The organism is Streptosporangiales bacterium (genome assembly GCA_009379825.1).
GTDB lineage: Bacteria > Actinomycetota > Actinomycetes > Streptosporangiales > WHST01 > WHST01.
Map to the genome: position 1 here is coordinate 41,226 of WHTA01000028.1, position 20,771 is coordinate 61,996.

The following is a 20,771-nucleotide window of genomic DNA, read 5'->3' on the forward strand; positions in this document are numbered from 1 at the left end:
GGGCCGACGCCTGCGCGCCTGGCCTCGGCGGCGCCATGCCGCCCCCGACCACTGCCGCCGCCCGAGACACCTCACGACATGCGGACGTCTGCGGCTAGCAGGGTGCGCAACCAGGCGGTGGCGTGCTGGTCGCCGTCGGCGGTGGTTGCGCCTGTGGTGTCGCCGTACGCGCGTAGCCACGCCGACGCGCGGATCACCGGGCCGGTGCGCAGGGCGTCGTCGGCCAGCGGGCGTGCCTCGGCCCGGGGGAGCAGGTCGCTCAACGGTTCGAGGTAAGCGTCGCGCAGCCGGGCGAGCTCGCGTGCGTCCGACGCCAGCGCGAAGGTCTTCGCGTAGACGCGGCTCGCCACCAGCAGCACGGTGAACGGGTGCGCGCCTGCACGAGCGGCGCCTCGTAGCTGGTCGCCGTCGCGTTCGCCTTCAGCCAGCTGGGCCCGCGTCGGTGGGGATGCGGTACGGCATGGACCACGGGCGCACCCGCAGCTGGACGGGCTCGCCGGCGACGACCCGGTGCCGCCGGGCGAGCTCGTGTACGGCCCAGTCGAGGACGGCGGCCCGGCGTACGGGATCCACCGGCTCAGCGTACGGTCGCCGCACTGCTGCGGCCGCCGGCGAGCTGCGACACTGCTGCCATGGCCGAGGTGAAGACGCGCGGCACCGGCGAGGTGAAGCACCGCGCCGACCGCGCCACGCTGAGCTTGACGTACCGCGCGCGGGCAGCCGACCGCACGAAGGCCACCGAGGCGCTGAACGCGAAGGTCGGCCCCGTCGAGCAGCTCCTCGAGCGATCGGGGGTGCGGATCCGGTCCAGGGACCTGTTCGTGCACGACACCTGGAACGGCCGGCGCCGGTCGGGCGCGGAGGCCGAGCAGCGCTACGAGGTGCGGATCGCCGACTTCGACGTCCTACAGGAGCTGGTGGCCGAGCTGGTGGCCAGCGAGCCGGCGTGGCTGTCCGGCCCCAGCTGGGAGCTGAAGGACCGCGCCGCAGCGACCCGCGAGGCCCAGAACCTCGCGGTGATGGACGCCCGCGACCGGGCCGAGGGGTACGCGGCCGCCCTCGGCGCACGGCTGGCCCGGCTGGTGCGGATCGAGGACGAGGCCGCCGGCGGCTTCGACGAGATGGCACCGCGGCTCGCCCACGGGATGCCGGGCGGCGCCGAGGGCGCCCCGAACCTCGGCGAGCTGCGCATGGAACCCGAGCAGGTGAGCGTCCGGGTCAACTGCGTCGCCGTCTGGGACCTGGTGAGCTGACGGTGGCAGAGCGGCAGTTCGTGCTCGACGACGACCCGCGGTGGGTCGACCGCGACGCAGCGTGGGCGTTCCTCTCCACCGACGCGTACTGGGGCAAGATGCGTACCCGCGAGATGTTCGAGCACCAGCTCGACACCGCCTGGCGGGTCGTCGCCGCGTACGCGGATGACACCGGGGAGATGGTCGGGTTCGCCCGGGCGATGTCCGACGGCGCTACGCTCGCCTATCTCGCCGACGTCTACGTCCTGCCGGTGGCCAGCGGCCAGGGCCTCGGTAAACGACTGGTGCAGGCGATGATCGACGACGGGCCTGGCGCGGCTTTCCGCTGGATGCTGCACACCGACGACGCGCACGAGCTCTACGCCAAGTTCGGCAACGTCGCTCCCGACCATTCCTACCTGCAGCGGGAACGCACCCAGCCGCCGCTGCGCGACTGACCGGCGTGAGGTTATACCGCGTATAGCCAACTTCGTAGTTCCCCGCGTTCACCAGCCGCTGTTAGACAACTCTCGACGACGACAGCATCGACGGCGGGAGTGAACGGATGGCGGTACCACGCATCACCGTGAATGGGCGCGACTACGGCGCGGGCGACGAGCCCGTGGTCGTCGTCTGCGTGGACGGCGGCGCGGCCGAATATCACGACGAGGCCATAGCCGCCGGCCGGATGCCATTCTTCACCAAGCTGCTCGCTGACGGCACCTCGTTGGCCGCCGACTGCGCGATGCCCTCGTTCACCAACCCGAACAACCTGTCCATCGCCACCGGTGCGCCGCCTGCCGTACACGGCATCTGCGGCAACTACATCTACGACAGGGAAACCGGCGAGGAAGTCATGATGAACGACCCACGCTGGCTGCGGGCACCGACGCTGTTCGCCAGCTACGCGGACGCGGGCGCGAAGGTGGCCGTGATCACCGCGAAGGACAAGCTGCGCCGGCTGCTCGGCGTCGGCCTGGAGAACGGCATCAGGTTCTCCGCCGAGCACGCCGACACCGTGACGATGGCCGACCACGGCATCGAGGACGTGCTCGGCCTGGTCGGCAAACCGCTGCCCTCGGTGTACAGCGCCGATCTCAGCGAGCTGGTGATGGCCGCCGGTGTGCGGGTGTTGGAACGCGACCGTCCCGACATCATGTACCTCTCGCTGACCGACTACATCCAGCACAAGCACGCGCCTGGGTCGGCTACGGCGAACGACTTCTACGCCATGCTCGACAGCTACTACGAGCAGCTCGACGCGTTGGGCGCCGTGCTCGCCGTCACGGCGGACCACGGCATGAACGCGAAGTCGGACGAGGCCGGCGAGCCCAACGTGGTCTACGTCCAGGAGCACCTCGACCGGTGGCTCGGTACGGCCAAGGCACGAACCATCCTGCCGATCACCGACCCCTACACCGTGCACCACGGCGCGCTCGGCTCGTACGCGAACGTGTACCTGCCGGACGACGCCGACCAGACCGACGTCGCGCGCCGCCTCGGCGGCCTCGACGGCGTCGACCTGGTACTCACCGCCGCCGAGGCGTGCGAGCGTTTCGAGCTACCTCTCGACCGCACCGGCGACCTCGTGCTCATCACGGCGGCCGACGTCGCCGTGGGCACCACCCCCGACCGCCACGACCTCTCCCAGCTCGACGAGCCACTGCGCTCGCACGGCGGGCTGTCGGAGCAGCAGGTGCCGCTGGTGCTGAACCGCACGGTCAGCGGCATACCGCACGACCACGGACTCCGTAACTACGACGCCTACTGGGTGGCCACGAACTTCGCCGAACCCAGGCGATAACCGACTCCCGGTCGGCAACCACTATCCCTCGGGAGGATCAATGACGACATCGCCACGTGGGATCGAGAACGTACCGGGGGAGATCGACGAAGCGACCCGACCGCGGCTGCGCCGCATGCAGTGGCTCGTGCTGCTCGTCACCATGTTCTGCTACCTGTTCTTCTACACCGGACGGCAGACGTTCGGGTTCGCCATCCCTGGCATCGAGGCGGAGCTCGGGCTCAGCAAGACGACGCTCGGCTGGGTCAGCACCGCGCTGCTGTGGGCGTACGCCGTCGGCCAGGCAATCAACGGGAACCTCTCCGACAAGTTCGGCGGGCGCAAGATCATGTCGCTCGGCGCCGTCGTGTCGACGGTACTGAACTGGATCATGAGCTTCGCGACCGGGCTGGGCAGCATCGCCACCACCTGGGGCACCAACGGCTACTTCCAGGCGATGGGCTGGTCCGCCGGCAGCCGGGTGATCTCCAACTGGTGGCCGCGGCGGGAACGCGGCAAGACCTACGGCTTCTACGTGCTGGCCGCGGGCACCGGCTCGGTCGTGGCCTTCGCCACCTCCGTCGTCGTACTCGACGTCTGGGAGCTCGACTGGCGATGGATCTTCCGTATCCCCGTGCTGCTGATGCTGCTCGGCGCCGTCACGTTCTTCGTGATAGCGCGGAACTACCCGGCCGAGCGCGGGCTGCCGTCACCGGTGGCGATGGAGGAAGCCACCGACGACCCGACAAGTGGCGGCGTCAAGCCCAGCTCCAAGGAGCGCTACCTCGCCGTACTGCGGCTACCCAAGATCTGGGTCACCGGCGTCTCCATCGGCTTCCAGAACGCCGCACGCTACGGGCTGCTGGTGTGGGTGCCTGTGCACTTCCTCGGCACCAACTGGGAGGAGAGCGCGTCCGGCGGCGTCAACCCGCTGTGGATCTCCGTCGCGCTGCCGATCGGCATGGCCGTCGGCGCACTGGTGAACGGCCAGCTCTCCGACCGGCTCTTCGGCTCCCGCAGGAGCCAGCCGATCATGCTCTTCATGGGCCTGGGCGCGGTCGCGTCGCTGAGCATGTACCTGGTGCCGACCAGCTCCACCCTGCTCGCGATCGTGCTGCTCTTCCTCACCGGGTTCTTCGTGTACGGGCCGCAGGCGTCGTTCTGGGCGCTGTGCCCGGACCTGGCCGGCGCGGCCAGGGCCGGTACGGCGACGGGCGTCGTGAACTTCTTCGCCTACCTGTTCGCCGGCTTCGGCGAGCCGCTGGCCGGGTACATCATCGACACGTCGGGCCAGACCTCGTACGTGTTCCTGCTGGTCGCCGTCTGCTGTGCCGCAAGCGCAGCGCTCGCCGCCCTGATCCGACGCTGAGAGGACAGCCATCGATGGTCGACACCGCAGTCGCTGCCGTCTGGCACGGCACCGAGGAACGGTTCCGGTTGGAGGAGTTGCCGCTGCCCCGGTTGCAGCCGGGCGAGGTGCTCGTCGAGAACCGGTGCGCCACGTTGTGCGGCAGCGATCTGCACACCATCGGCGGGGAGCGGTCGACGCCGCTGCCGACGGTGCTCGGCCACGAGATGGTCGGCGAGGTGGTCGCCGTCGGCGGGCACGTCGAGACGTACGACGGAACGCCGGTGACACCTGGCCTGCGGGTCACCTGGTCGATCGGCGCGTCGTGCGGCAGCTGTGTGCGGTGTCGACGTGGCATCCCACAGAAGTGCGCGCGGCTCAGGAAGTACGGGCACGAGGCCATCGACGAGCAGTGGCAGCTCAGCGGCGGCCTGGCCAGTCACTGCCACGTGCAGCCTGGCACCGCGCTGGTGCAGGTGCCGGACTCGATACCCGATTCCGTTGCCACGCCTGCGAACTGCGCCACGGCCACGGTCGCCAGCGCGCTACGGACGATCGGAGTGCGGCCGGGTAGCACGGCGCTCGTACAGGGCTGCGGCATGCTCGGCCTCACTGCCGTCGGCTACCTCCGCTCGCTCGGGGTGCAGACGGTCGTCGCCTGCGACATCGACGCCGACCGCAGGGCGTTGGCAGAACGCTGTGGTGCCACGACAACGGCGGCACCTGACGAGCTGCGTACGGCGGTGCTCGATGCCACCGCGGGGGAAGGCACCGAGTACGCCGTCGACCTGACCGGCAACGACGACGCCTGCCGCGCCGCCCTCGAGCTGCTCGCCGTCGGCGGCCGGCTCGGTCTGGTCGGCTCGGTCTTCCCGACGCCGGGGCTCCAGATCGCGCCGGAGCAGCTCGTGCGGCGGCTGATCAGCGTCACCGGCGTGCACAACTACGCCCCCGTCGACCTCGCCGACGCGGTGCGCTTCCTCGACCGGCACGCGGATCACGAGCTGTTCGGGTCTTTCGTGCCTGACACCTTCCCGCTCGCCGAGATCGAGCAGGCGGTGACGCACGCGACGGAGAAGCGTCCGCCACGCGTGGCGATCGACCCGTCCAGGCAGCGGTAGGGGAGGTATGCCATGAGCAGCGACCCCACGACCAGCACCCGGGCGGTTCTGCGCGACGCGAGGTTCCGCCGGTTGCGCATCCAGATCTTCGCCATCACCTGGCTCGCCTACGCGGGCTTCTACTTCACCAGGCAGGCGTTCTCGGTCGCCAAGGTCGGCATCCTCGACGACCCGGACGCGGACGCGTTCACCGAGCAGATGATGGGCAACCTGGACGCCCTCTACCTCGCCGCCTACGCCGTCGGCCAGTTCATCTGGGGCTCGACCGCGGACCGGTTCGGCCCGCGGGTGGTCGTACTCGGCGGTCTCGCCATGTCGATCGTGGCGGCGACGTTGATGGGCATCACGACCGCGGTGTTCTTCTTCGTCCCGCTGATGATCGTGCAGGGGCTGGCGCAGTCGACCGGCTGGTCGTCGCTGTGCAAGAACATGTCGTCGTTCTTCGCCGTACGGGAGCGCGGCCGGGTGCTCGGCATGTGGAGCACGAACTACGCCGCGGGCAGCCTGCTCGCCGGGTGCCGCCGTGCGTGCTGTCGTTGCTCGGTCTGGTCGTGGTGATGGCGGCGTTCGTGCCGCTTACGGCGTCGCAGAACGTCGCCGTCATGGTGACCATGCTCGCGCTCATCGGCCTCACCGTGTACGCGGCGGACTCGATGATCTCGTGCGTCGCCGCCGTCGACTTCGGCACGTCGCAGCACGCCGGCGCGTCGACCGGTTTCGTGAACGGCTGCGGCTCGATCGGTGCGATCCTCGGCGGTCTGCTGCCCGGCTACCTCGGCAGTACGGCGCTGTTCTTCGGTTTCGCAGGCGCGGCACTGCTCGCCGCGTTGCTCCTGCTCCCCCAGTGGCGCCGCGAGTCGGCCGCCTGAACTATCGAGGAGGAACTTGGTGAACAGGAGACACGCTGATGTGGCCGTCGTCGGCGGCGGCATCGTCGGACTCGCGCACGCACTTGCGGCCGCCCGCGCCGGGCACAGCGTCGTGCTCTTCGAGCGCGACGCACGGGCGGTCGGCGCGTCGATCAGGAACTTCGGGCTGATCTGGCCGATCGGGCAGACCGGCGAGTACTACGAGGTCGCGCTGCGCAGCAGGGAGACCTGGCTGGAGATCCTGCAGCAGACGGGGATGTGGCACGCCGACACCGGTTCGCTGCACCTCGCCAGGCATGCGGACGAGGTCGCGGTGTTTGAGGAGTTCCTCGACACCACCCCGGCCGCACGCGAGCAGGGCTGCCGGCTGCTCGGCCAGGGCGACGTGGCGCGCCGCAGCCCCGCCTCGCGTACGGACGGTCTGCTCGCGGCGTTGTGGAGCCCGAGCGAGCTCAACGTGGACCCACGCGTCGCCATCCCAGGCGTCGCGGAGTACCTGGAGAACAAGCACGGTGTCGACGTGCGGTTCGGCACCGCCGTGCACGAGGTCGCACTGCCCGAGGTACGCACCACCGGCGGCACCTGGCACGCCGAACGCGTGATCGTCTGCAGCGGCAACGACTTCCACACGCTCTACCCCGACGTCCTCGCGGCCAGCGGGATCAGGAAGTGCAAACTGCAGATGATGCGCACCGTCACGCAACCCGCGGACTGGCAGCTCGGCCCCGCGCTGTGCGCCGGGCTGACGCTGCTGCACTACGCGTCCTTCGCGCAGTGCTCCACCCTCGGCGCCGTACGCGAGCGCGCCGACGCCACGCTGGCGGACCAACGGCGGTGGGGTGTGCACGTGCTGGTGTCGCAGACCGCGACCGGGCAGCTGTCGCTCGGCGACAGCCACGAGTACGCCGCCACGCACGACCCGTTCCTGCACGAGGAGATCGACACCGCCGTGCTCGACTACCTCGACGAGTTCGCGGCCGTCCCCAACAGAGAGATCGCCGAGCGATGGTACGGGGAGTACCCGTCGCTGCCCGACGGCCGCGAGCTGTTGCGGCACGAACCAGAACCGGGCGTCACCGTCGTCAACGGGCTCGGCGGCGCCGGCATGACGCTGTCCTTCGGGATCGCCGAACAGACCCTCGCCAGCTAGAGCAACAGGAGGACCAGTGCAGGTGGAAGAACGGCACCTCGGCAACTACATCGCCGGCGAGTGGATCGACCCGGCAGGCGGCGAACGTAGGGCCAACGTGAACCCCGGCGACATCAGCGACGTCGTCGGCGAGTTCGCCGAGTCGGACGCCGGTGCCGCCACGGCCGCGGTCGAGGCGGCCGCGGCCGTGCTGCCGCAGTGGCGCGACCGCGGGCCGATCGAGCGGGCGAAGGTACTGCAGGCCGCCGGCCGGATCATCGAGGAGCGCAAGGAGCAGTTCGCTGCGGCCATCACCCGCGAGCAGGGCAAGCGGCTGTCCGAGGCACGCGGCGAGGTCGACCGCAGCCTGGCCATCCTGGACTTCACCGCAGGCGAGGCCAGGCGGCTGAACGGCGTCACCACCCCGGCCGAGGACCCCCGCACGGTGGCAATGACGTTCCGCCGGCCGATCGGCGTGGTCGGCCTGATCACGCCGTGGAACTTCCCGCTGGCGATACCCATGTGGAAGGTCGGCCCTGCGCTGCTCGCCGGCTGCCCGGCCGTGCTGAAGCCGTCGCCGTTCACCCCGTACACGGCGGCGCTGCTGGTGCAGGCGTTCCACGACGCCGGGGTGCCCGCAGGCGCGCTGAACCTGGTGCACGGCGACCGGCCGGTCGGCGAGGCGCTGGTGGCGCACGAGTCGGTGGCCGGCATCTCGTTCACCGGCTCGCTGCCGGTCGGCCGCGCGATCCAGGTGGGCGGCGCGGCACGGCTGTTGCGGACGCAGCTGGAGCTCGGCGGCAAGAACGCCGTGCTCGTACTGGCCGACGCCGACCTCGACAAGGCGACCGCGGCGATCGTGCACGGCGCGTTCGGCCAGTCCGGCCAGCGGTGCAGCGCCACCAGCCGAGTGGTCGTCGACGTCGCGGTGAAGGAGCAGCTGCTCGAACGTCTGGTGGCGAAGGTCGAAGCGATGCGGGTGGGCCCAGGCACCGACCCGGCGTCGGACATCGGCCCGGTCATCAACGCCGACCGGATGCACGCCTGCCTGGACGCGATGGAGGCGGCCACCAAGGTCGGCGCGTCGATCGCGTGTGGCGGCGGCCGTGCGGTGGAGGGCCTGCCGGAAGGCTGGTACGTGCGGCCGACGGTGCTGCGCGACGTGCCGTGGGACAGCGAGATCGCGCAGGAGGAGATCTTCGGCCCGGTGCTGTCGGTCGTCGACTGCGACGGTTTCGACGACGCGATCAGGATCGCCAACTCCGTGCGCTACGGCATGTCAGGCACCGTCTTCACCCAGGACCCGACCCGCATCTTCGAGGCCCTGGACCGGCTAGAAGCCGGCATGCTGCACGTGAACCGGCCCGGCGTCGGCGCGTACGCGCACCTGCCGCACGTCGGCGCGAAGAGCTCGCAGTACGGCCCGCCGGAGTGCTCACCTGAGGTCTGGGACTTCTACACCGAGTGGCGGTCGGCCTGTATCTCCTACTGAGCGAAGCCGCATGCCCGTAGCCTGGGGTCGAGGCAGGCAAGGTCCGCGACGCCAGGAAGCGACGACATGGAGCTCAACTTCCACCGGTTGTGGATCTTCCTCCAGGTCGTCGAGTGCGGTGGGTTCTCGGCCGCGGCGAACAAGCTGTTCATGAGCCAGCCGTCGGTCTCCAACCAGGTCAGGCAGCTGGAGGCGTCGCTGGAGACCACGCTGGTCGACCGTTCCGGCGTCCGCGTGCGGCCCACGGCGGAAGGCGAGGTGCTCGCCGAGTACGCGCGCCGGCTGTTCCTGCTGGCGGACGAGGCGGTCACCGCGGTACGCCAGGTGCAGGGCCTGGCCACCGGGCGGCTGTCCGTCGGCGGCACGACGACCGTCGGCACGTACCTGCTGCCACTGCTACTGGCCAGGTTCCACCGCAAGCACCCGCAGATCGACAGCGACCTCTACGTGGGCAACGCCGAGCAGGTGACGCGCAGGCTGGTGGACGGCGAGCTCGGCCTGGCCGTGCTGGCCGGCCAGCCGCAGGCGGAGCAGCTGTGCTGCGAGCAGATCCTCACCGACCGCCCGGTCGTCATCGCCCCGGCCGACCACCGGCTGGCCGGCAAGACCATCGAGCCGGGCGAGATCGCCGGCGAGCGGTTCATCCTGCGCGAGGTCGGGTCGTCCACCCGCCAGATGCAGACCACCGCGCTGGCGCTGTGGCAGCTGGCCGACGTCGCGTCGGTGGAGGTGTGGGGGACGGAGACGCTCAAGCAGGCGGTGCACGCCGGCCTCGGGCTCTCGCTGATCTCCGAGCACGCGGTGGGCCAGGAGGTCGTGGACGGACGGATCGCGACGCTGACCGTGCAGCCGGCGCCGCCTGGCCGCCCGATCGTGGCCGGGTACCGGCGCGACCGGTTGCTCGCCCCGGCCGAACAGGCGTTCCTCGGGCTGCTGCGCCGGATCCACGACTGGCCGCTCGACTCGTAGCCACCGGCGTGCCCACCTGGGCCTACGGCGTCGACGAGGCTACTTTCTGGTACCACTTGGGGAAAAGAGCGGCCGACGGCGGTATGCTCAGCGGCTCGGGGAGTCCGCATGGGGCAGCGAATACGCGGCGGACGAACACCCCAGGTCGGCAGGGCTGGCACCGAGAGGACATGAGGTTGGAAAACGTTCGACCGATCATTGTGCTGGGATGCCCCCGGTCTGGCACCACCATGCTGCAGGTGATGCTGCACTCTCATCCACGTATCGCCATCCCGCCGGAGATCCGCTTCCTGCTCCCCACCTACATCGGCCGCCGCAAGTACGGCGACCTGCGGCAGCCGGACAACCGGCGCAGGTTGGCCGACGACATCGTGCAGGGCCGGATCACACCCGGCGCCACCGGCGTCGCGTCGGACGAGACGAAGAACAGGTTCCGCGACCTGAAGCTCGACCCGGACGAGGTGACCGAGGCCATCGTCGGCGGACCGCCGACGGTCGGCTCCGCGCTCGCCATCGTGCTGCAGCTCTACGCCAAGCGCTTCGGCAAGCCTCGCTGGGGTGACAAGCGGCCGGCGTACCACCGGTGCCTGCCGTTCATCCAGCGGATGTTCCCCGACGCGCAGATCATCCAGATCGTCAGGGACGGGCGCGCGTGCGTCGCGTCGCTGAAGCGGATGCCGTGGTGGCAGCGCGACGTCTACACCGCGGCTGCTGAGTGGGCCATCGCGTATGACAACTGCCAGCGGTTCGCCCGCCAACTGCCGGCCGACACCTTCTACCAGGTCAAGTACGAGGACCTGGTGGACGACCCGGAGACCGAGCTCACCAAGCTGTGCGCGTTCCTCGGCGAGGAGTACGACCCGGCGATGAGCCACCCGGCGGACACCGCGCGGATGGCCGTGCCGAAGCGCAAGACCTGGCACGCGGCCACCAGGTCGGACGTCGACGCCAGCCAGGTGGACAAGTGGCGCGAAGAGCTCGACCCGTGGGAGATCGAGCTGTGCGAGACCGTCCTTGGTGACCGGCTGCGCTCGTACGGGTACACCGTGGACGGCCCGGCGAACATTGGCGCCAAGCACCGGATGACCTACCGCTGGCGCAAGGCCAGGCTGCAGCTGCACACCAGCCGGCTGCTCGTCAGCGACCGGCTCCGCCTGCTCGCGGAGAACCGCCAGGTCGCGAACCTGACCGAGACCCCGTCGACCGCCCCGTCGACGAGCTCCACGCGGTCCTAGCCGCTCGCCATGCCGTAGCGCTCGTCGATCTCGGCGCGGACCGGTGCGGACGTGCTCGCGCCCTTCCGGCCGACGCTGATGGCGGCCGCGGCGCTCGCCCAACGCAACGCGTCCGGCCAGGCCCGCCCCTCGGCCCTGGCGACGGCGAGTGCCCCGGCGAACGTGTCGCCGGCGGCCGTCGTGTCCACCACGTCCACCGGCAGCGCGGGCAGCTGCAGCTCCTCACCGTCCGCGGTGAACAGCAGGCAGCCGTCGCCGCCGAGGGTGACGACGACGGCCGGCACCTTGCGCAGCAGCGCCTTGGCGGCCGTCTCGACACCGCTCTCCCCGGTGAGCCTGGTCGCCTCCCCGGCGTTGGGCACAAGCACGTCGACGGCGGCGTACAGGTCGTCCGGCAGCGGCACCGCGGGCGCCGGCGTGAGCACGACCTCCGCGCCTGCCCCGTGCCCGACCTGGGCGGCCTGCACGACCGCGGACAGCGGCAGCTCCAGCTGCAACAGGACGGTGCTCGACGCCGCGACGACCGCGCGTTCTGCGTCGGTCAGCTCGGTCACCGTGCCGTTCGCGCCGGGAACCACCACGATGGTGTTCTGGCCCTGGTCGTCGACGGTGATGTGGGCGGTGCCGCTCGCGCCTTCGACCGTACGTACGGCCGCCGGGTCGACGCCGGCGGCGGCCAGCGTCGCGCGCAGGTCCGCGCCGAACGCGTCCGAGCCCACCGCCCCGACCATGCGCACCGAGGCGCCGGCACGGCTGGCGGCGATCGCCTGGTTCGCGCCCTTGCCGCCCGGGATGGTCTCGAACGCATGACCGGTCAGCGTCTCGCCGGTGTCGGGTAACCGCGGCGTGTACGCAACCAGGTCCATGTTGGCGCTGCCGACTACGACGACGTCACCGCGACCCACCGGCCACCTCCAGGGCTAGGAGAACCGGACCGATCCTAGCCCTGCCCCTGCCGCCCACGCGGTCCCCCGCAGCCAACAGGCGCGGGGGACCGCGTCCGCGAGGCTGTCGGAGGCACCTCCCCGTCCGGCCGGACGGTACCGACAGTCTCGGGTCCGGCGTACCGCTACACGGCAGGGCCGTGGTCGAACCGGCCCCGCGACGGCGGGAACGGCCCGTCGCGGTGCGGCCGCCGGACGGTCCGCTTCGGGTCGGGCCGCTGCCCCATCGCCGCAGCGACCCGGTCCCGAAGCTCGGGGAGCATGTCGTAGAGCACCTCGCCCGGGCACTCCGTCGCGTTGTAGTCGCGGTGCCCGACGATCGCCTGGTACGGGTCGAGGAGGTACGTGTCGCACAGCCACGCCATGGTCTCGACGAGCGACGCGAGCAGCTCGTCGGTCGGCGTGCGCTTGGTGTACAGGCCCTCGTTCTCGATCCCGATGGTGTGGCTGTTCTCGTCCGCGACGTGCGCGCCGACCACGTGGCGCCCGGTGCGGATCGCCGACAGGGTGCGCGACCTGCCCTCCATCACGTGGCCACCGCGGGAGATGGTGAGCTGCTGGCCGATGTCCCACCAGTCGTTGTTGTCCATGTGCCAGCCCTGGATGGTCCTGGACAGGTCGTACGCGTGTGCGACGGAGAGGTCCTTGGCGTTCGCGGTCGCCGTGTGGTGCACGACGATGCGGTCCGGCGCGCGGTCGAGGACGTCGATCGCGTGCGTGGGCCGTCGGGCGCGCCAGGCCGCGCGGTCATGCAGCCGTGGCTGCTGCACCGCGGCCGCCGCCGCCCCGGGCAGCGCGAGTCCGGCCGCGCCGGTGACCAGGGCGCCGCCGAGCGCTGCGGCGCCGCCGAGCAACCTTCGCCGCGACAACAGCTGGTCGGCGTCGTCGGGAGGTGGCGCGGGCTGGCGGTCAGGGCAGCAGGCACCGTTGCGGGGAAGGCGGGTCATCGAGCTCCTTGCTACACAACGTACGGGGGCAACTACATGTCGGTAGCTGACCAATGACCACTGCCTTGTGTCAACTCTTGCCTACACAACGTCGTACCCATTCCGGCAATTAACAGCAACAACACGTGTCACAGCGACGCTTCGTATAACGAACCGGTCACGGCGCGCGGGATGTCGCGGCGGTCGCACTGGGCACCGGGGTACCGGACGCCGTCCGATCGCCCCGCCGGCCCGGCGGGGCGATCGGGTCGCCGGCGCCCCAGTTCGAGTACGTCACCGTGTACTGCCAGTACTCCGAGTTGCCGCCCGGCGTGTACACCTTCACATCGAGCCGCTTCGGCAGCACGTCCGCCGCGAGCACCACCGTGTAGTCCAGCTCGTTCTCGGCCAGCTCGCCGTACACCGCGGACAGCCGGCGGTCCTCGGCGATCACCGCCGCGGTCGTCGAGCTGCCGCGTACCGTGCGGCCCTCGGCCCGCACCTTCGGCTCGGCGTGCCCTGAGGTACGCAGCAGCGCCTCGATGTGCTGCGCGCTGACCGCCGCCCGGGTGTTGAACGCGTTCCGCGCCGCGGTCTTGTACCTCGTTCGGATAGAGTCCGGCTGCTCGCCGTCGTACTCCGCGGACGCCTCGGTGTAGCGCCGCCAGCCCTGGTCGACGTTCACGTACGCGGCGGGGCCGACGGCGTACGCGCGCGCCTTCCTGGCCAATGACGCCACCTCCGGGTTGTGGAAGACGAAGCGCTCGCCGTCCAGGGTGTACGAGCCGTCGCTGCCGTCGTACACCGTGCCCAGGTAGGCCGACGTGCCCGACGGCCACATCTCAGCCCGGCCGCGCGCGAGGATCGCCCGGCTGCAGCAGCCCTGCATCTCGTACCTGAAGTTCGCGGTGCCCTGCTCCTCCATCCGCCGCCGCGGCTCGCTCTTGTCCTCCTCGCCGTCCGGCGAGCGCGTGGCCGGCGCGCTGCGGCCGGTGGGCTCGGACCGCGCGATGATCCGGTCGATCGGGTCCACGAGGATCAACGTCGCGGTCACGAACAGGGCGCCGGCGGTCAACACCGGGATGAGCACCGCGGGTTTGCCGAGCACAGTCTTGCCGAGGTGCGTGAGCTGCCCACCCTGGCCACCGTCCGCGGGCAGCTTGTCGAACAGGCCGCGGCCGAGCAACGACAGCACACCGGCCGCCAGGGCGGCCAACGCACGCCGCCCGCGCTTCTCCCAGCGCCGGCCGTACGCCTTGCGTGCGGTGCTCTCCAGCTCGGTGAAGAACGCGGCCGCCGAGGCCGGCCGGGACGCCGGGTCCTTGGCCATCCCATGCTCGACCAGCCCCCGTAACGGCGCCGGCACCTGCACGGCAGGGATCGGCGCCCGCTGGTGCGCCGCGGCCCATTCCTCCAGCGTGGTGCCCCGATACGGCTTCGCCCCCGCGACGCACTCGAAGAACACGACCGTCGCCGCGTACACGTCGGTCGACGGCGAGACGGTGCCGGCCGCCCACTGCTCCGGCGCCATGTAGGCCGGGGTGCCGGCCAGCTCTGCCTTCCTGCCGGTCGGCACGGCGACGCCGAAGTCGGCGAGCTTGCTCGTGCCGTCGCGCAGCACGAGCACGTTCTCCGGCTTGTAGTCCCGGTGCACCACACCGGCGGCATGCGCGGCGGCCAGCCCGAGCAGCGAGCCCTTCAACAGCACGAGCGCGGCCTCAGGCGGCAGCGGGCCGCGGCTGTTCATGACCGTCCGCAGCGTCGCGCCCGGCACGAACTCCATCACGATCGCCGCACCGTACGGCGATTCCACGTAGTCGAAGAACCGCACCAGGTGCGGGTCGGTCAGCCCGGCCAGCAACCGCGCCTCGACCCGGAACCGCTCGACGAACCTGAGGTCCGCGAGCAGTGCCGGCGCCAGGTACTTCACCGCGACCTGCCGGCCGGTCTGCTCGTGGACGGCGTGCACTACCCGCCCGGACGCACCGGAACCGAGCTCGCTGACGTGCCGATAGCCGGGTACGACCCAGCCGGTACCCGGCCCCCCTCCGTCGGACACTCCGCCCTCCCGTCCGTGACCAGGCGACGCCGTTCACGCTAGGGAGGGGCCACTAACCGGCGGCTAACTCCGGGCGGACAGCGTCGCCAGGTAGCGGTCGAGCAGCGCGCTGACCACCGCGGGGTGCACGCCGAGCGGCTCGGCCACCACGTCGGCGCCGGCCTCGGCGAGGCCCTGCTGGAACAGGCCGGGGGCGAGCAGCCAGGACGCCACCGCGACCCGCGCCGCACCCGCGGCGCGCGCGGCCCGCACCGCCTCCGGCATGGTCGGCCGGGCGGTCGCCGCGTAGCCGACGGTCACCGGCCCGTCCACCCGGGCCGCCACCGTCGCCCTGGCGGTCTCCACGTCGGCCAGTGCCCGCCGGTCCGATGACCCGGCGGCGGCGAGCACGACGGCGTCACCGGCGCTGCAGCCGGCCGCGGCCAGCCGGTCGAGCACCGCGTCGACCAGCCGCGGGTCGGGGCCGAGCGACTCGGCGATCACCACGTCGTCGCGGCCGCCGCTGGCCACCTGCCGGGGCAGGTCGGTACGCACGTGGTACCCGGCGGCCAGGAACGCGGGCACCACCACGACCGGCCCTTCGATCCCGGCGAGCGCGGCACCCACCGTCGGCTCGATCACGTCGACGTACGCGAGGCGGACCTCGACCGCACCGGCCCGCGCGACCTCCGCACCGAGCCGGTCAAGCAGCCGCGGACCGGCCGGGTCACGGGTCCCGTGCGCCGCGAGCAGCAACGCCGGTCGGCCGGCGGACGCGTCGAGTGTGCCCATCCCTCGATCATCGCGTATGCGCGGCCGCCCGCCCTAGCTCGGCCACGCCCCGGGCCGCATCAGCACACCGACGGCGACGGACAGCGCGAGCCTGCCGTCCGCGGAGTCCAGCTCGAGACCGGTGAGCCTGGCGACCCGGTGCATCCGGCGGCGGAGCGTCTCCCTGTGCACACCGAGCTCGTCCGCAGCAGGATCCCACCGGCCGTGATGGCGTAACCATGTCGCCGCGTCGGCGAGCAGCGCCTTGCCGTCCTGCTCGGTGACCAGCCCGGCGGCGACCTGGCGCGCCAGGTCGCCTGCCTCCGCGGTGGTGAGGAGACGACGTAGGAGCGGATCGGCGGTATCCGCGTAACAGGTCGCGACGCCCGGACGGGCGAACCGGGCCGCGGCGTGTGCCTGTCGCAGCGCTTCGGCGGCGCCGTCGAGCGGGAGCTCCGCGGACAGTCCCGCTGCGCAGCCGGTGTCGTGCACGATGGCGCGTACGTGTGTGGAGCCGACGGGTGGCGAGAGGAAGATGAGCTCGGTGTCCGCGGCGACGGCGACGGCCTCCGGGTCGGGGAGCCGCCACCCGCCGAGCGGGATCAGCTGCTGAGCGACCTCGGATCGCCGTCCCCCGCGGACGGCCACGGCGCACAGGTCCACTGCGAGTGGCGCAGCGAGCGACTCGGCGAGCAGCCCGGCCGCCGCCGGGTCGCCCCGGGCGAGCAGGGTCGCGACCGTACCGGCCGCGGGATGAGTGACCGGGTCGAGAGTGGCGCACAGCGCCGCCGCAGTGCCGACGATCCCCGCCCGCCAGGATGCGGTGCCTGGTAGGGCATCGCCGGCGATGAGCACCGGACGGACGGTGCGGGTCGCCCACGGTGACTGCGGCACACTCGCCTCGAAGTGAAGGCCGCGAGGCACTGGAGTGGCCGGCGGAGATGACGTCCCGCGCCGCCACCACCGCTCACCGGGCCCAGTCACCGTCGGATGCCGGGCTCGCAGCGACGACGGTCTCGGCGCGGTCGACGAGCGCGACGTACGCGCCCAGCTCGCTACCGAGACTCTCGATCACCGCCTGCCTGCCTTGTCTGGCGACGGAAGCCAGCCGCTGCTGGATGCGGGTTGCCAGTGCGGTCTGCCTGGTCCGCGCAGTAGCGAGCAGTTCGGACACTCGCCGGGAGACGGCCACGAACGGGAGGCACGGCGGCACGCTGACCAGCGTGAGCCCGGTGCGAGTGGCGGCATCCAGCAGCGGCGCTGGTACCTCGGGGAACCACGGCGCGCATCCGAACCCGGCGACCGCGCTGCCTGCGTCCTTGACCTCTGCCGCCCACGTCGCCGCGGCCGCTCGCTGGTCGCCTGCTTCTGCCAGCCACATCCCGCTGGTCAGCACGAGGTCGTCGGCGGTCAGCCAGCGGCCGGGCGCGGGCTGTTCGGTCACGGCGACGCCGTCCAACGGCCGGTCGAGGCCGGCCCCGTCGTGGACGAGGGTCAGTTGCAGCCGCGGGTCAGCGAGCAGCTGGGCTGCGGTCACATGCACCGGTGGGACCTTTGCCGAGGGGTTGGCATCGGCCCCATTATCAGTCGAAGACGACGACACTCCGTGTCCGCGTGCCCTTTCGCATGGCGGCGAACGCCTCGTCGAGATCGCCGAGGCCGATCCGGTCGGAGGCGAGGTCGTCTAGCGGCAGCCGTCCAGCGAGGTACAGCTTGGCCAGTCGCGGGAAGTCCCTGGCGGGCACCGAACCACCGTAGTTGGAGCCGATCATGGTGAGTCCCGACTCGGCGAAGGCGAGGCCGTCGACGCTGACCCGAGTACCCTCCGGCGGCAGCCCGACGAGAACGGCGACGCCCCCGGGGACCAACAGCGACGGCAGCAACTCCATCGTCTCGGCCCGGCCGACGACCTCGAATGCGTAGTCGGCGCCGCCACCGGTCAGCTCCTTCACTCTCGCTGCGGCTTCGGCACCCGCCACCACGGTGTGACTGGCGCCGAAGCTACGCGCCGCCTCGAGCCGCTCGGGTGACGGATCAACGGCGATCACCGGATGAGCGCCGGCGAGGTGCAGGCCGATGATGACGGACAGACCGACTCCCCCGCAGCCGACGACCACCGCGGCCGCGCCGACGGGGACCTGGGCGTTGTTCAACACCGCGCCAACACCGGTGGCCACCGAACAGCCGATCAGGCTCGCAACGTGGAAAGGCACCTCCGCCGGGATGGGCACCGCAGCGGAGACCGGTACGACGGTGTACTCGCACATCGAACCCACCGCGAGGTACGGGTAATGCACGACGCCCGCCGAGTCGCGCAGCCGGGTGGTGCCGTCGGGCAGGACACACTCCTCCGAGCGGGTGCCCGTGCACGCCCAGGCACATCCCGCCACACACGCCCGGCAGGTGCGACACGGGTAGAACCAGGAGAGCACGACGTGGTCACCGGCGGCGACGCCGTCCACCCCGGTGCCGAGTGCCTCGACCACGCCCGCGCCCTCGTGTCCGAGGACCGTCGGCGTGGGCATCCGCCAGTCGCCGTCGACGACATGCCGGTCGGAGCCGCATACGCCGGCGGCACCCAGCCGGACGAGCACCTCGCCCGGGCCCGGGTCGGCGACCTCGACCGTTCGGATCCGGATCTCGTGGCCGCGCCCGTCGTGCACCGCCGCCGCAGCTGAAAGACTCATCGGCTCTCCTCATTCGTCACCATGGTGGCCGTGTCCTCGGCCCGGGCCGTGTAGCCGCCGGTGCCACGCCGTAGGTAGAGGAGCCGGACGAGCAGCACGTGCAGGCCGCCCGCGACCAGCACGGCTGGCAGCGACGCGGTCAACCAGGTGAACGCGGTTGCGGTCTCGAGCGTCACCGGGTTGTAGAGCACCAGGTACGTCGCGGTTCCGAGTCCGGTGGAGACGAGCCCAGCGATGTTCACGCCTCCGGTGAAGTGGTACGCGCTCACCTCGCCCGGCAAGTACAGATCCTGCAGGACGATCCGTTGCCGCCTGAGCACGAAGTAGTCGGCGACCACGGTGCCGCAGATAGCGGCGAGGAACGCTCCGGTGTAGGTGACGAACAACAGGAACTGGTCGTAGAGCAACCACGGGAAGAAGGCCAGACCCGCAGGCAGCACGAAGAAGACCGCACAGAGCACCTCCCAGCGCACCCTGGCCAGGAACCGCCCTCCTGCCTGACGCAGCGCCAGGCAGGTCGAGTAGACGATGGAAGCCAGGCTGGTCAGGTTCGCGAAGGCGATGAACAGCAGTGCAGCGACGCCTATCCATGGGCCGCCCAACGGCACCATCCACACGGTCGGGTCACTGTCGCCGAGGATGAGTGCCGCCGCGAGCCCTACCGCCTGGGCGACGACGGTCGCTCCGAACAACCCGATGTAGGCGGGCCACAGCGCGGCCCTCGGCGAGGTCGTCAGCCGGGCGAGACTGCCCATCACCGGCCACCAGGAGAAGCCGACCCCAGGTTGAACTCGACCGCAAGCACGAAGTTCAAGGTGCCGTCGGGAAAGGGCGACAACGGCTCTGCGGCCATCAGCTTGTCCCAGCCGACGTTGCTGAACAGGAAGCCGAGCATCGCCAGGGTGAGGATGGCGAGTCCCGGTGCCACGACGCGGTTGAGCACCCGCAACGTGACCGGTCCACGGGCGAGCAGCACCCAGGACACGGCGATGGCCAGCAGCGCGAACAGCGTTACCGGCAGCGCATTCGGCCCGATGTCGGCACCGAACACCTCGTTCGCGACGTTCGCCGTGGCCCGCCCGAACATGACGCTCAGCACCGAGGACCAGCCGATCTCGATGAACAGGATGACGGTGAACACGACGACTGCGACGCCGCCGAGCCCGAACACCGTACGCAGCAGGGTGTACTGCTCCACCCCATAGCGCTGGCTAGAGATGACACTGGCCAGCAGCATGACGGCGACGGACAAGGCGTTCCCGATCAGGAAGGCGGCGATGCCCTGGCGGAAGCCGACCAGGGCAGCGGTCGCACCCCCGACGAGGAACGCCCAAGTGGCGATCGCCAGGCCGACGTTGACCCAGGTGAAGTCGGCGAATCCCCAGACGCGTTCGGCTTTGAGCACAGGTAGGGAACCGAACGTCGCCTCTCTACGGACGTCTTCGTGAGCGCTCATCTCAGCCGACCAGGAGGAGTCCGACGACGGTGCAGACCGCCACGATAAGTCCGAGCAAGCCGAGGTCGGCACGGGCGAGCGGAGCGTGGGCGGCGTCGGCTGCCTCATCGACTTCGACGAGCTGCAGTCGCCGTTCGACCTCCTGGCGCAGTGCTGGATCGCGAGTGTCCATGGCGTCTCCACATCACAACGTCGGTGCCCCGCAGCCATGTCCTGTCGCTGCGGGTGCTGTCAACGTAGCGCTGGCACCGCGAGCAGGATCCGCTGCATTTCCGCGTCCTGTCGCTGCGGGTGCTGTCAACGTAGCGCTGGCACCGCGAGCAGGATCCGCTGCATTTCCGCCAGATGCACCGGTTGATCGGCGGATCTGCCACAGCTGCTGCCGGCCGCACCCCGCACGCCGCTTACAGGGCCGCGGCGAGGGTGACCAGGCGGTCGGCGAGCGCGTCCGCGAGCAGCTCGAACCACCTCTTCCCCGCGGCCTCGTCCGCGTCGACCGGCCGGTCGGTGTAACCGTCCACGTTCGCCCACACGGCCTTCGCGGCTACCGACACATCCGGTGCGGCGGGTACCTCCGGTTGCTCCGCCCGCGCCGGACGCTCGCGTACCAGCTCGGGACGCAGCGCAAGCACCAGCGACGACTCGAAGACGCCGGCGTGGCCGGGCAGGTGCGGTCGCCCGTCCAGGTCGGCCGGCAGCAGGTCCCAGTAGTCGACGTACGCGACCGGCAGGTCGTGTCTGGTGCTCGCCGCGGCGGCGGCGCTGAAGCAC

At 71.1% G+C, this 20,771-nt stretch carries 19 protein-coding genes and 2 pseudogenes; 10 read left to right on the plus strand and 11 right to left on the minus strand.

What is annotated here, in order from left to right:
- Positions 1–71: 71 nt before the first annotated feature.
- Complete coding sequence (locus GEV07_15515; protein MQA04066.1) at positions 72–350, minus strand: hypothetical protein; 279 nt, start codon at positions 348–350, stop codon at positions 72–74.
- Positions 351–632: 282 nt separating this feature from the next.
- Here GEV07_15515 and GEV07_15520 point away from each other — a divergent pair, with 282 nt between their 5' ends.
- The 10 genes and pseudogenes from GEV07_15520 to GEV07_15565 all read left to right on the plus strand — a co-directional run bounded on the left by GEV07_15520 (position 633) and on the right by GEV07_15565 (position 11,178).
- Positions 633–1,253, plus strand: coding sequence for a DUF541 domain-containing protein (locus GEV07_15520; GenBank protein ID MQA04067.1), 621 nt, complete (start codon positions 633–635; stop codon positions 1,251–1,253).
- A gap of 98 nt (positions 1,254–1,351) precedes the next feature.
- The gene (locus tag GEV07_15525; protein ID MQA04068.1) at positions 1,352–1,690 is read left to right on the plus strand and encodes a GNAT family N-acetyltransferase; all 339 of its coding nucleotides are present in this window, start codon (positions 1,352–1,354) and stop codon (positions 1,688–1,690) included.
- A 107-nt stretch (positions 1,691–1,797) separates the two neighbouring features.
- The gene (gene phnA, locus GEV07_15530; protein MQA04069.1) at positions 1,798–3,036 is read left to right on the plus strand and encodes a phosphonoacetate hydrolase; all 1,239 of its coding nucleotides are present in this window, start codon (positions 1,798–1,800) and stop codon (positions 3,034–3,036) included.
- A 40-nt stretch (positions 3,037–3,076) separates the two neighbouring features.
- Positions 3,077–4,384 carry an MFS transporter gene (locus GEV07_15535; protein ID MQA04070.1) on the plus strand — a complete coding sequence of 436 codons (1,308 nt, stop codon included), beginning with the start codon at positions 3,077–3,079 and terminating at the stop codon, positions 4,382–4,384.
- Positions 4,385–4,398: 14 nt separating this feature from the next.
- On the plus strand, positions 4,399–5,484 hold the full coding sequence (locus GEV07_15540; protein MQA04071.1) for an alcohol dehydrogenase catalytic domain-containing protein: 1,086 nt from the start codon (positions 4,399–4,401) through the stop codon (positions 5,482–5,484).
- A gap of 12 nt (positions 5,485–5,496) precedes the next feature.
- A pseudogene (locus tag GEV07_15545) lies at positions 5,497–6,353 on the plus strand (MFS transporter).
- A 19-nt stretch (positions 6,354–6,372) separates the two neighbouring features.
- Complete coding sequence (locus GEV07_15550) at positions 6,373–7,503, plus strand: TIGR03364 family FAD-dependent oxidoreductase (protein MQA04072.1); 1,131 nt, start codon at positions 6,373–6,375, stop codon at positions 7,501–7,503.
- A 16-nt stretch (positions 7,504–7,519) separates the two neighbouring features.
- On the plus strand, positions 7,520–8,974 hold the full coding sequence (locus GEV07_15555; GenBank protein MQA04073.1) for an aldehyde dehydrogenase family protein: 1,455 nt from the start codon (positions 7,520–7,522) through the stop codon (positions 8,972–8,974).
- Positions 8,975–9,040: 66 nt separating this feature from the next.
- Positions 9,041–9,943, plus strand: a complete 903-nt coding sequence (locus tag GEV07_15560; protein MQA04074.1) for a LysR family transcriptional regulator — start codon at positions 9,041–9,043, stop codon at positions 9,941–9,943.
- Positions 9,944–9,999: 56 nt separating this feature from the next.
- On the plus strand, positions 10,000–11,178 hold the full coding sequence (locus tag GEV07_15565) for a sulfotransferase (GenBank protein ID MQA04075.1): 1,179 nt from the start codon (positions 10,000–10,002) through the stop codon (positions 11,176–11,178).
- Here GEV07_15565 and GEV07_15570 read toward each other — a convergent pair.
- The 10 genes and pseudogenes from GEV07_15570 to GEV07_15615 all read right to left on the minus strand — a co-directional run.
- A complete protein-coding gene (locus tag GEV07_15570; GenBank protein MQA04076.1) occupies positions 11,175–12,044 on the minus strand; it encodes a ribokinase in 870 nt (289 codons plus the stop codon). The two genes, GEV07_15565 and GEV07_15570, sit on opposite strands and share 4 nt — an antisense overlap.
- 203 nt (positions 12,045–12,247) lie before the next feature.
- Positions 12,248–13,069: an N-acetylmuramoyl-L-alanine amidase gene (locus tag GEV07_15575; protein MQA04077.1), complete on the minus strand. Its 822-nt coding sequence runs from the start codon at positions 13,067–13,069 to the stop codon at positions 12,248–12,250.
- A gap of 1,159 nt (positions 13,070–14,228) precedes the next feature.
- Positions 14,229–15,107, minus strand: a pseudogene (locus GEV07_15580) (protein kinase).
- Positions 15,108–15,170: 63 nt separating this feature from the next.
- Positions 15,171–15,878: a sirohydrochlorin chelatase gene (locus GEV07_15585; protein MQA04078.1), complete on the minus strand. Its 708-nt coding sequence runs from the start codon at positions 15,876–15,878 to the stop codon at positions 15,171–15,173.
- Between the two features lie 33 nt (positions 15,879–15,911).
- Positions 15,912–16,520 (minus strand): hypothetical protein, encoded by a 609-nt coding sequence (locus GEV07_15590; protein ID MQA04079.1) that lies wholly within the window; start codon positions 16,518–16,520, stop codon positions 15,912–15,914.
- A 304-nt stretch (positions 16,521–16,824) separates the two neighbouring features.
- On the minus strand, positions 16,825–17,508 hold the full coding sequence (locus GEV07_15595; protein ID MQA04080.1) for a hypothetical protein: 684 nt from the start codon (positions 17,506–17,508) through the stop codon (positions 16,825–16,827).
- Entirely contained in the window at positions 17,441–18,544 is a 1,104-nt protein-coding gene (locus GEV07_15600) for an alcohol dehydrogenase catalytic domain-containing protein (GenBank protein MQA04081.1), read from the minus strand. The genes GEV07_15595 and GEV07_15600 overlap by 68 nt, the downstream gene beginning before the upstream one ends.
- Positions 18,541–19,299, minus strand: a complete 759-nt coding sequence (locus tag GEV07_15605; GenBank protein ID MQA04082.1) for a hypothetical protein — start codon at positions 19,297–19,299, stop codon at positions 18,541–18,543. The genes GEV07_15600 and GEV07_15605 overlap by 4 nt, the downstream gene beginning before the upstream one ends.
- Positions 19,299–20,000 carry a hypothetical protein gene (locus GEV07_15610; protein ID MQA04083.1) on the minus strand — a complete coding sequence of 234 codons (702 nt, stop codon included), beginning with the start codon at positions 19,998–20,000 and terminating at the stop codon, positions 19,299–19,301. Before GEV07_15610 ends, GEV07_15605 begins: the two co-directional genes overlap by 1 nt.
- Before the next feature lie 404 nt (positions 20,001–20,404).
- The coding region (locus tag GEV07_15615) for a creatininase family protein (GenBank protein MQA04084.1) at positions 20,405–20,771 on the minus strand (367 nt) is incomplete at its 5' end.

Bases quoted from the DNA above. Each gene is read 5' to 3' on its own strand.
- GEV07_15600 (MQA04081.1), bottom strand. From the start codon at position 18,544: ATGAGTCTTTCAGCTGCGGCGGCGGTGCACGACGGGCGCGGCCACGAG.
- GEV07_15535 (MQA04070.1), top strand. From the start codon at position 3,077: ATGACGACATCGCCACGTGGGATCGAGAACGTACCGGGGGAGATCGAC.
- GEV07_15585 (MQA04078.1), bottom strand. From the start codon at position 15,878: ATGGGCACACTCGACGCGTCCGCCGGCCGACCGGCGTTGCTGCTCGCG.
- GEV07_15540 (MQA04071.1), top strand. From the start codon at position 4,399: ATGGTCGACACCGCAGTCGCTGCCGTCTGGCACGGCACCGAGGAACGG.
- GEV07_15525 (MQA04068.1), top strand. From the start codon at position 1,352: ATGCGTACCCGCGAGATGTTCGAGCACCAGCTCGACACCGCCTGGCGG.
- GEV07_15610 (MQA04083.1), bottom strand. From the start codon at position 20,000: ATGAGCGCTCACGAAGACGTCCGTAGAGAGGCGACGTTCGGTTCCCTA.
- GEV07_15605 (MQA04082.1), bottom strand. From the start codon at position 19,299: ATGGGCAGTCTCGCCCGGCTGACGACCTCGCCGAGGGCCGCGCTGTGG.
- GEV07_15570 (MQA04076.1), bottom strand. From the start codon at position 12,044: ATGGACCTGGTTGCGTACACGCCGCGGTTACCCGACACCGGCGAGACG.
- GEV07_15560 (MQA04074.1), top strand. From the start codon at position 9,041: ATGGAGCTCAACTTCCACCGGTTGTGGATCTTCCTCCAGGTCGTCGAG.
- GEV07_15520 (MQA04067.1), top strand. From the start codon at position 633: ATGGCCGAGGTGAAGACGCGCGGCACCGGCGAGGTGAAGCACCGCGCC.
- GEV07_15575 (MQA04077.1), bottom strand. From the start codon at position 13,069: ATGACCCGCCTTCCCCGCAACGGTGCCTGCTGCCCTGACCGCCAGCCC.
- phnA (MQA04069.1), top strand. From the start codon at position 1,798: ATGGCGGTACCACGCATCACCGTGAATGGGCGCGACTACGGCGCGGGC.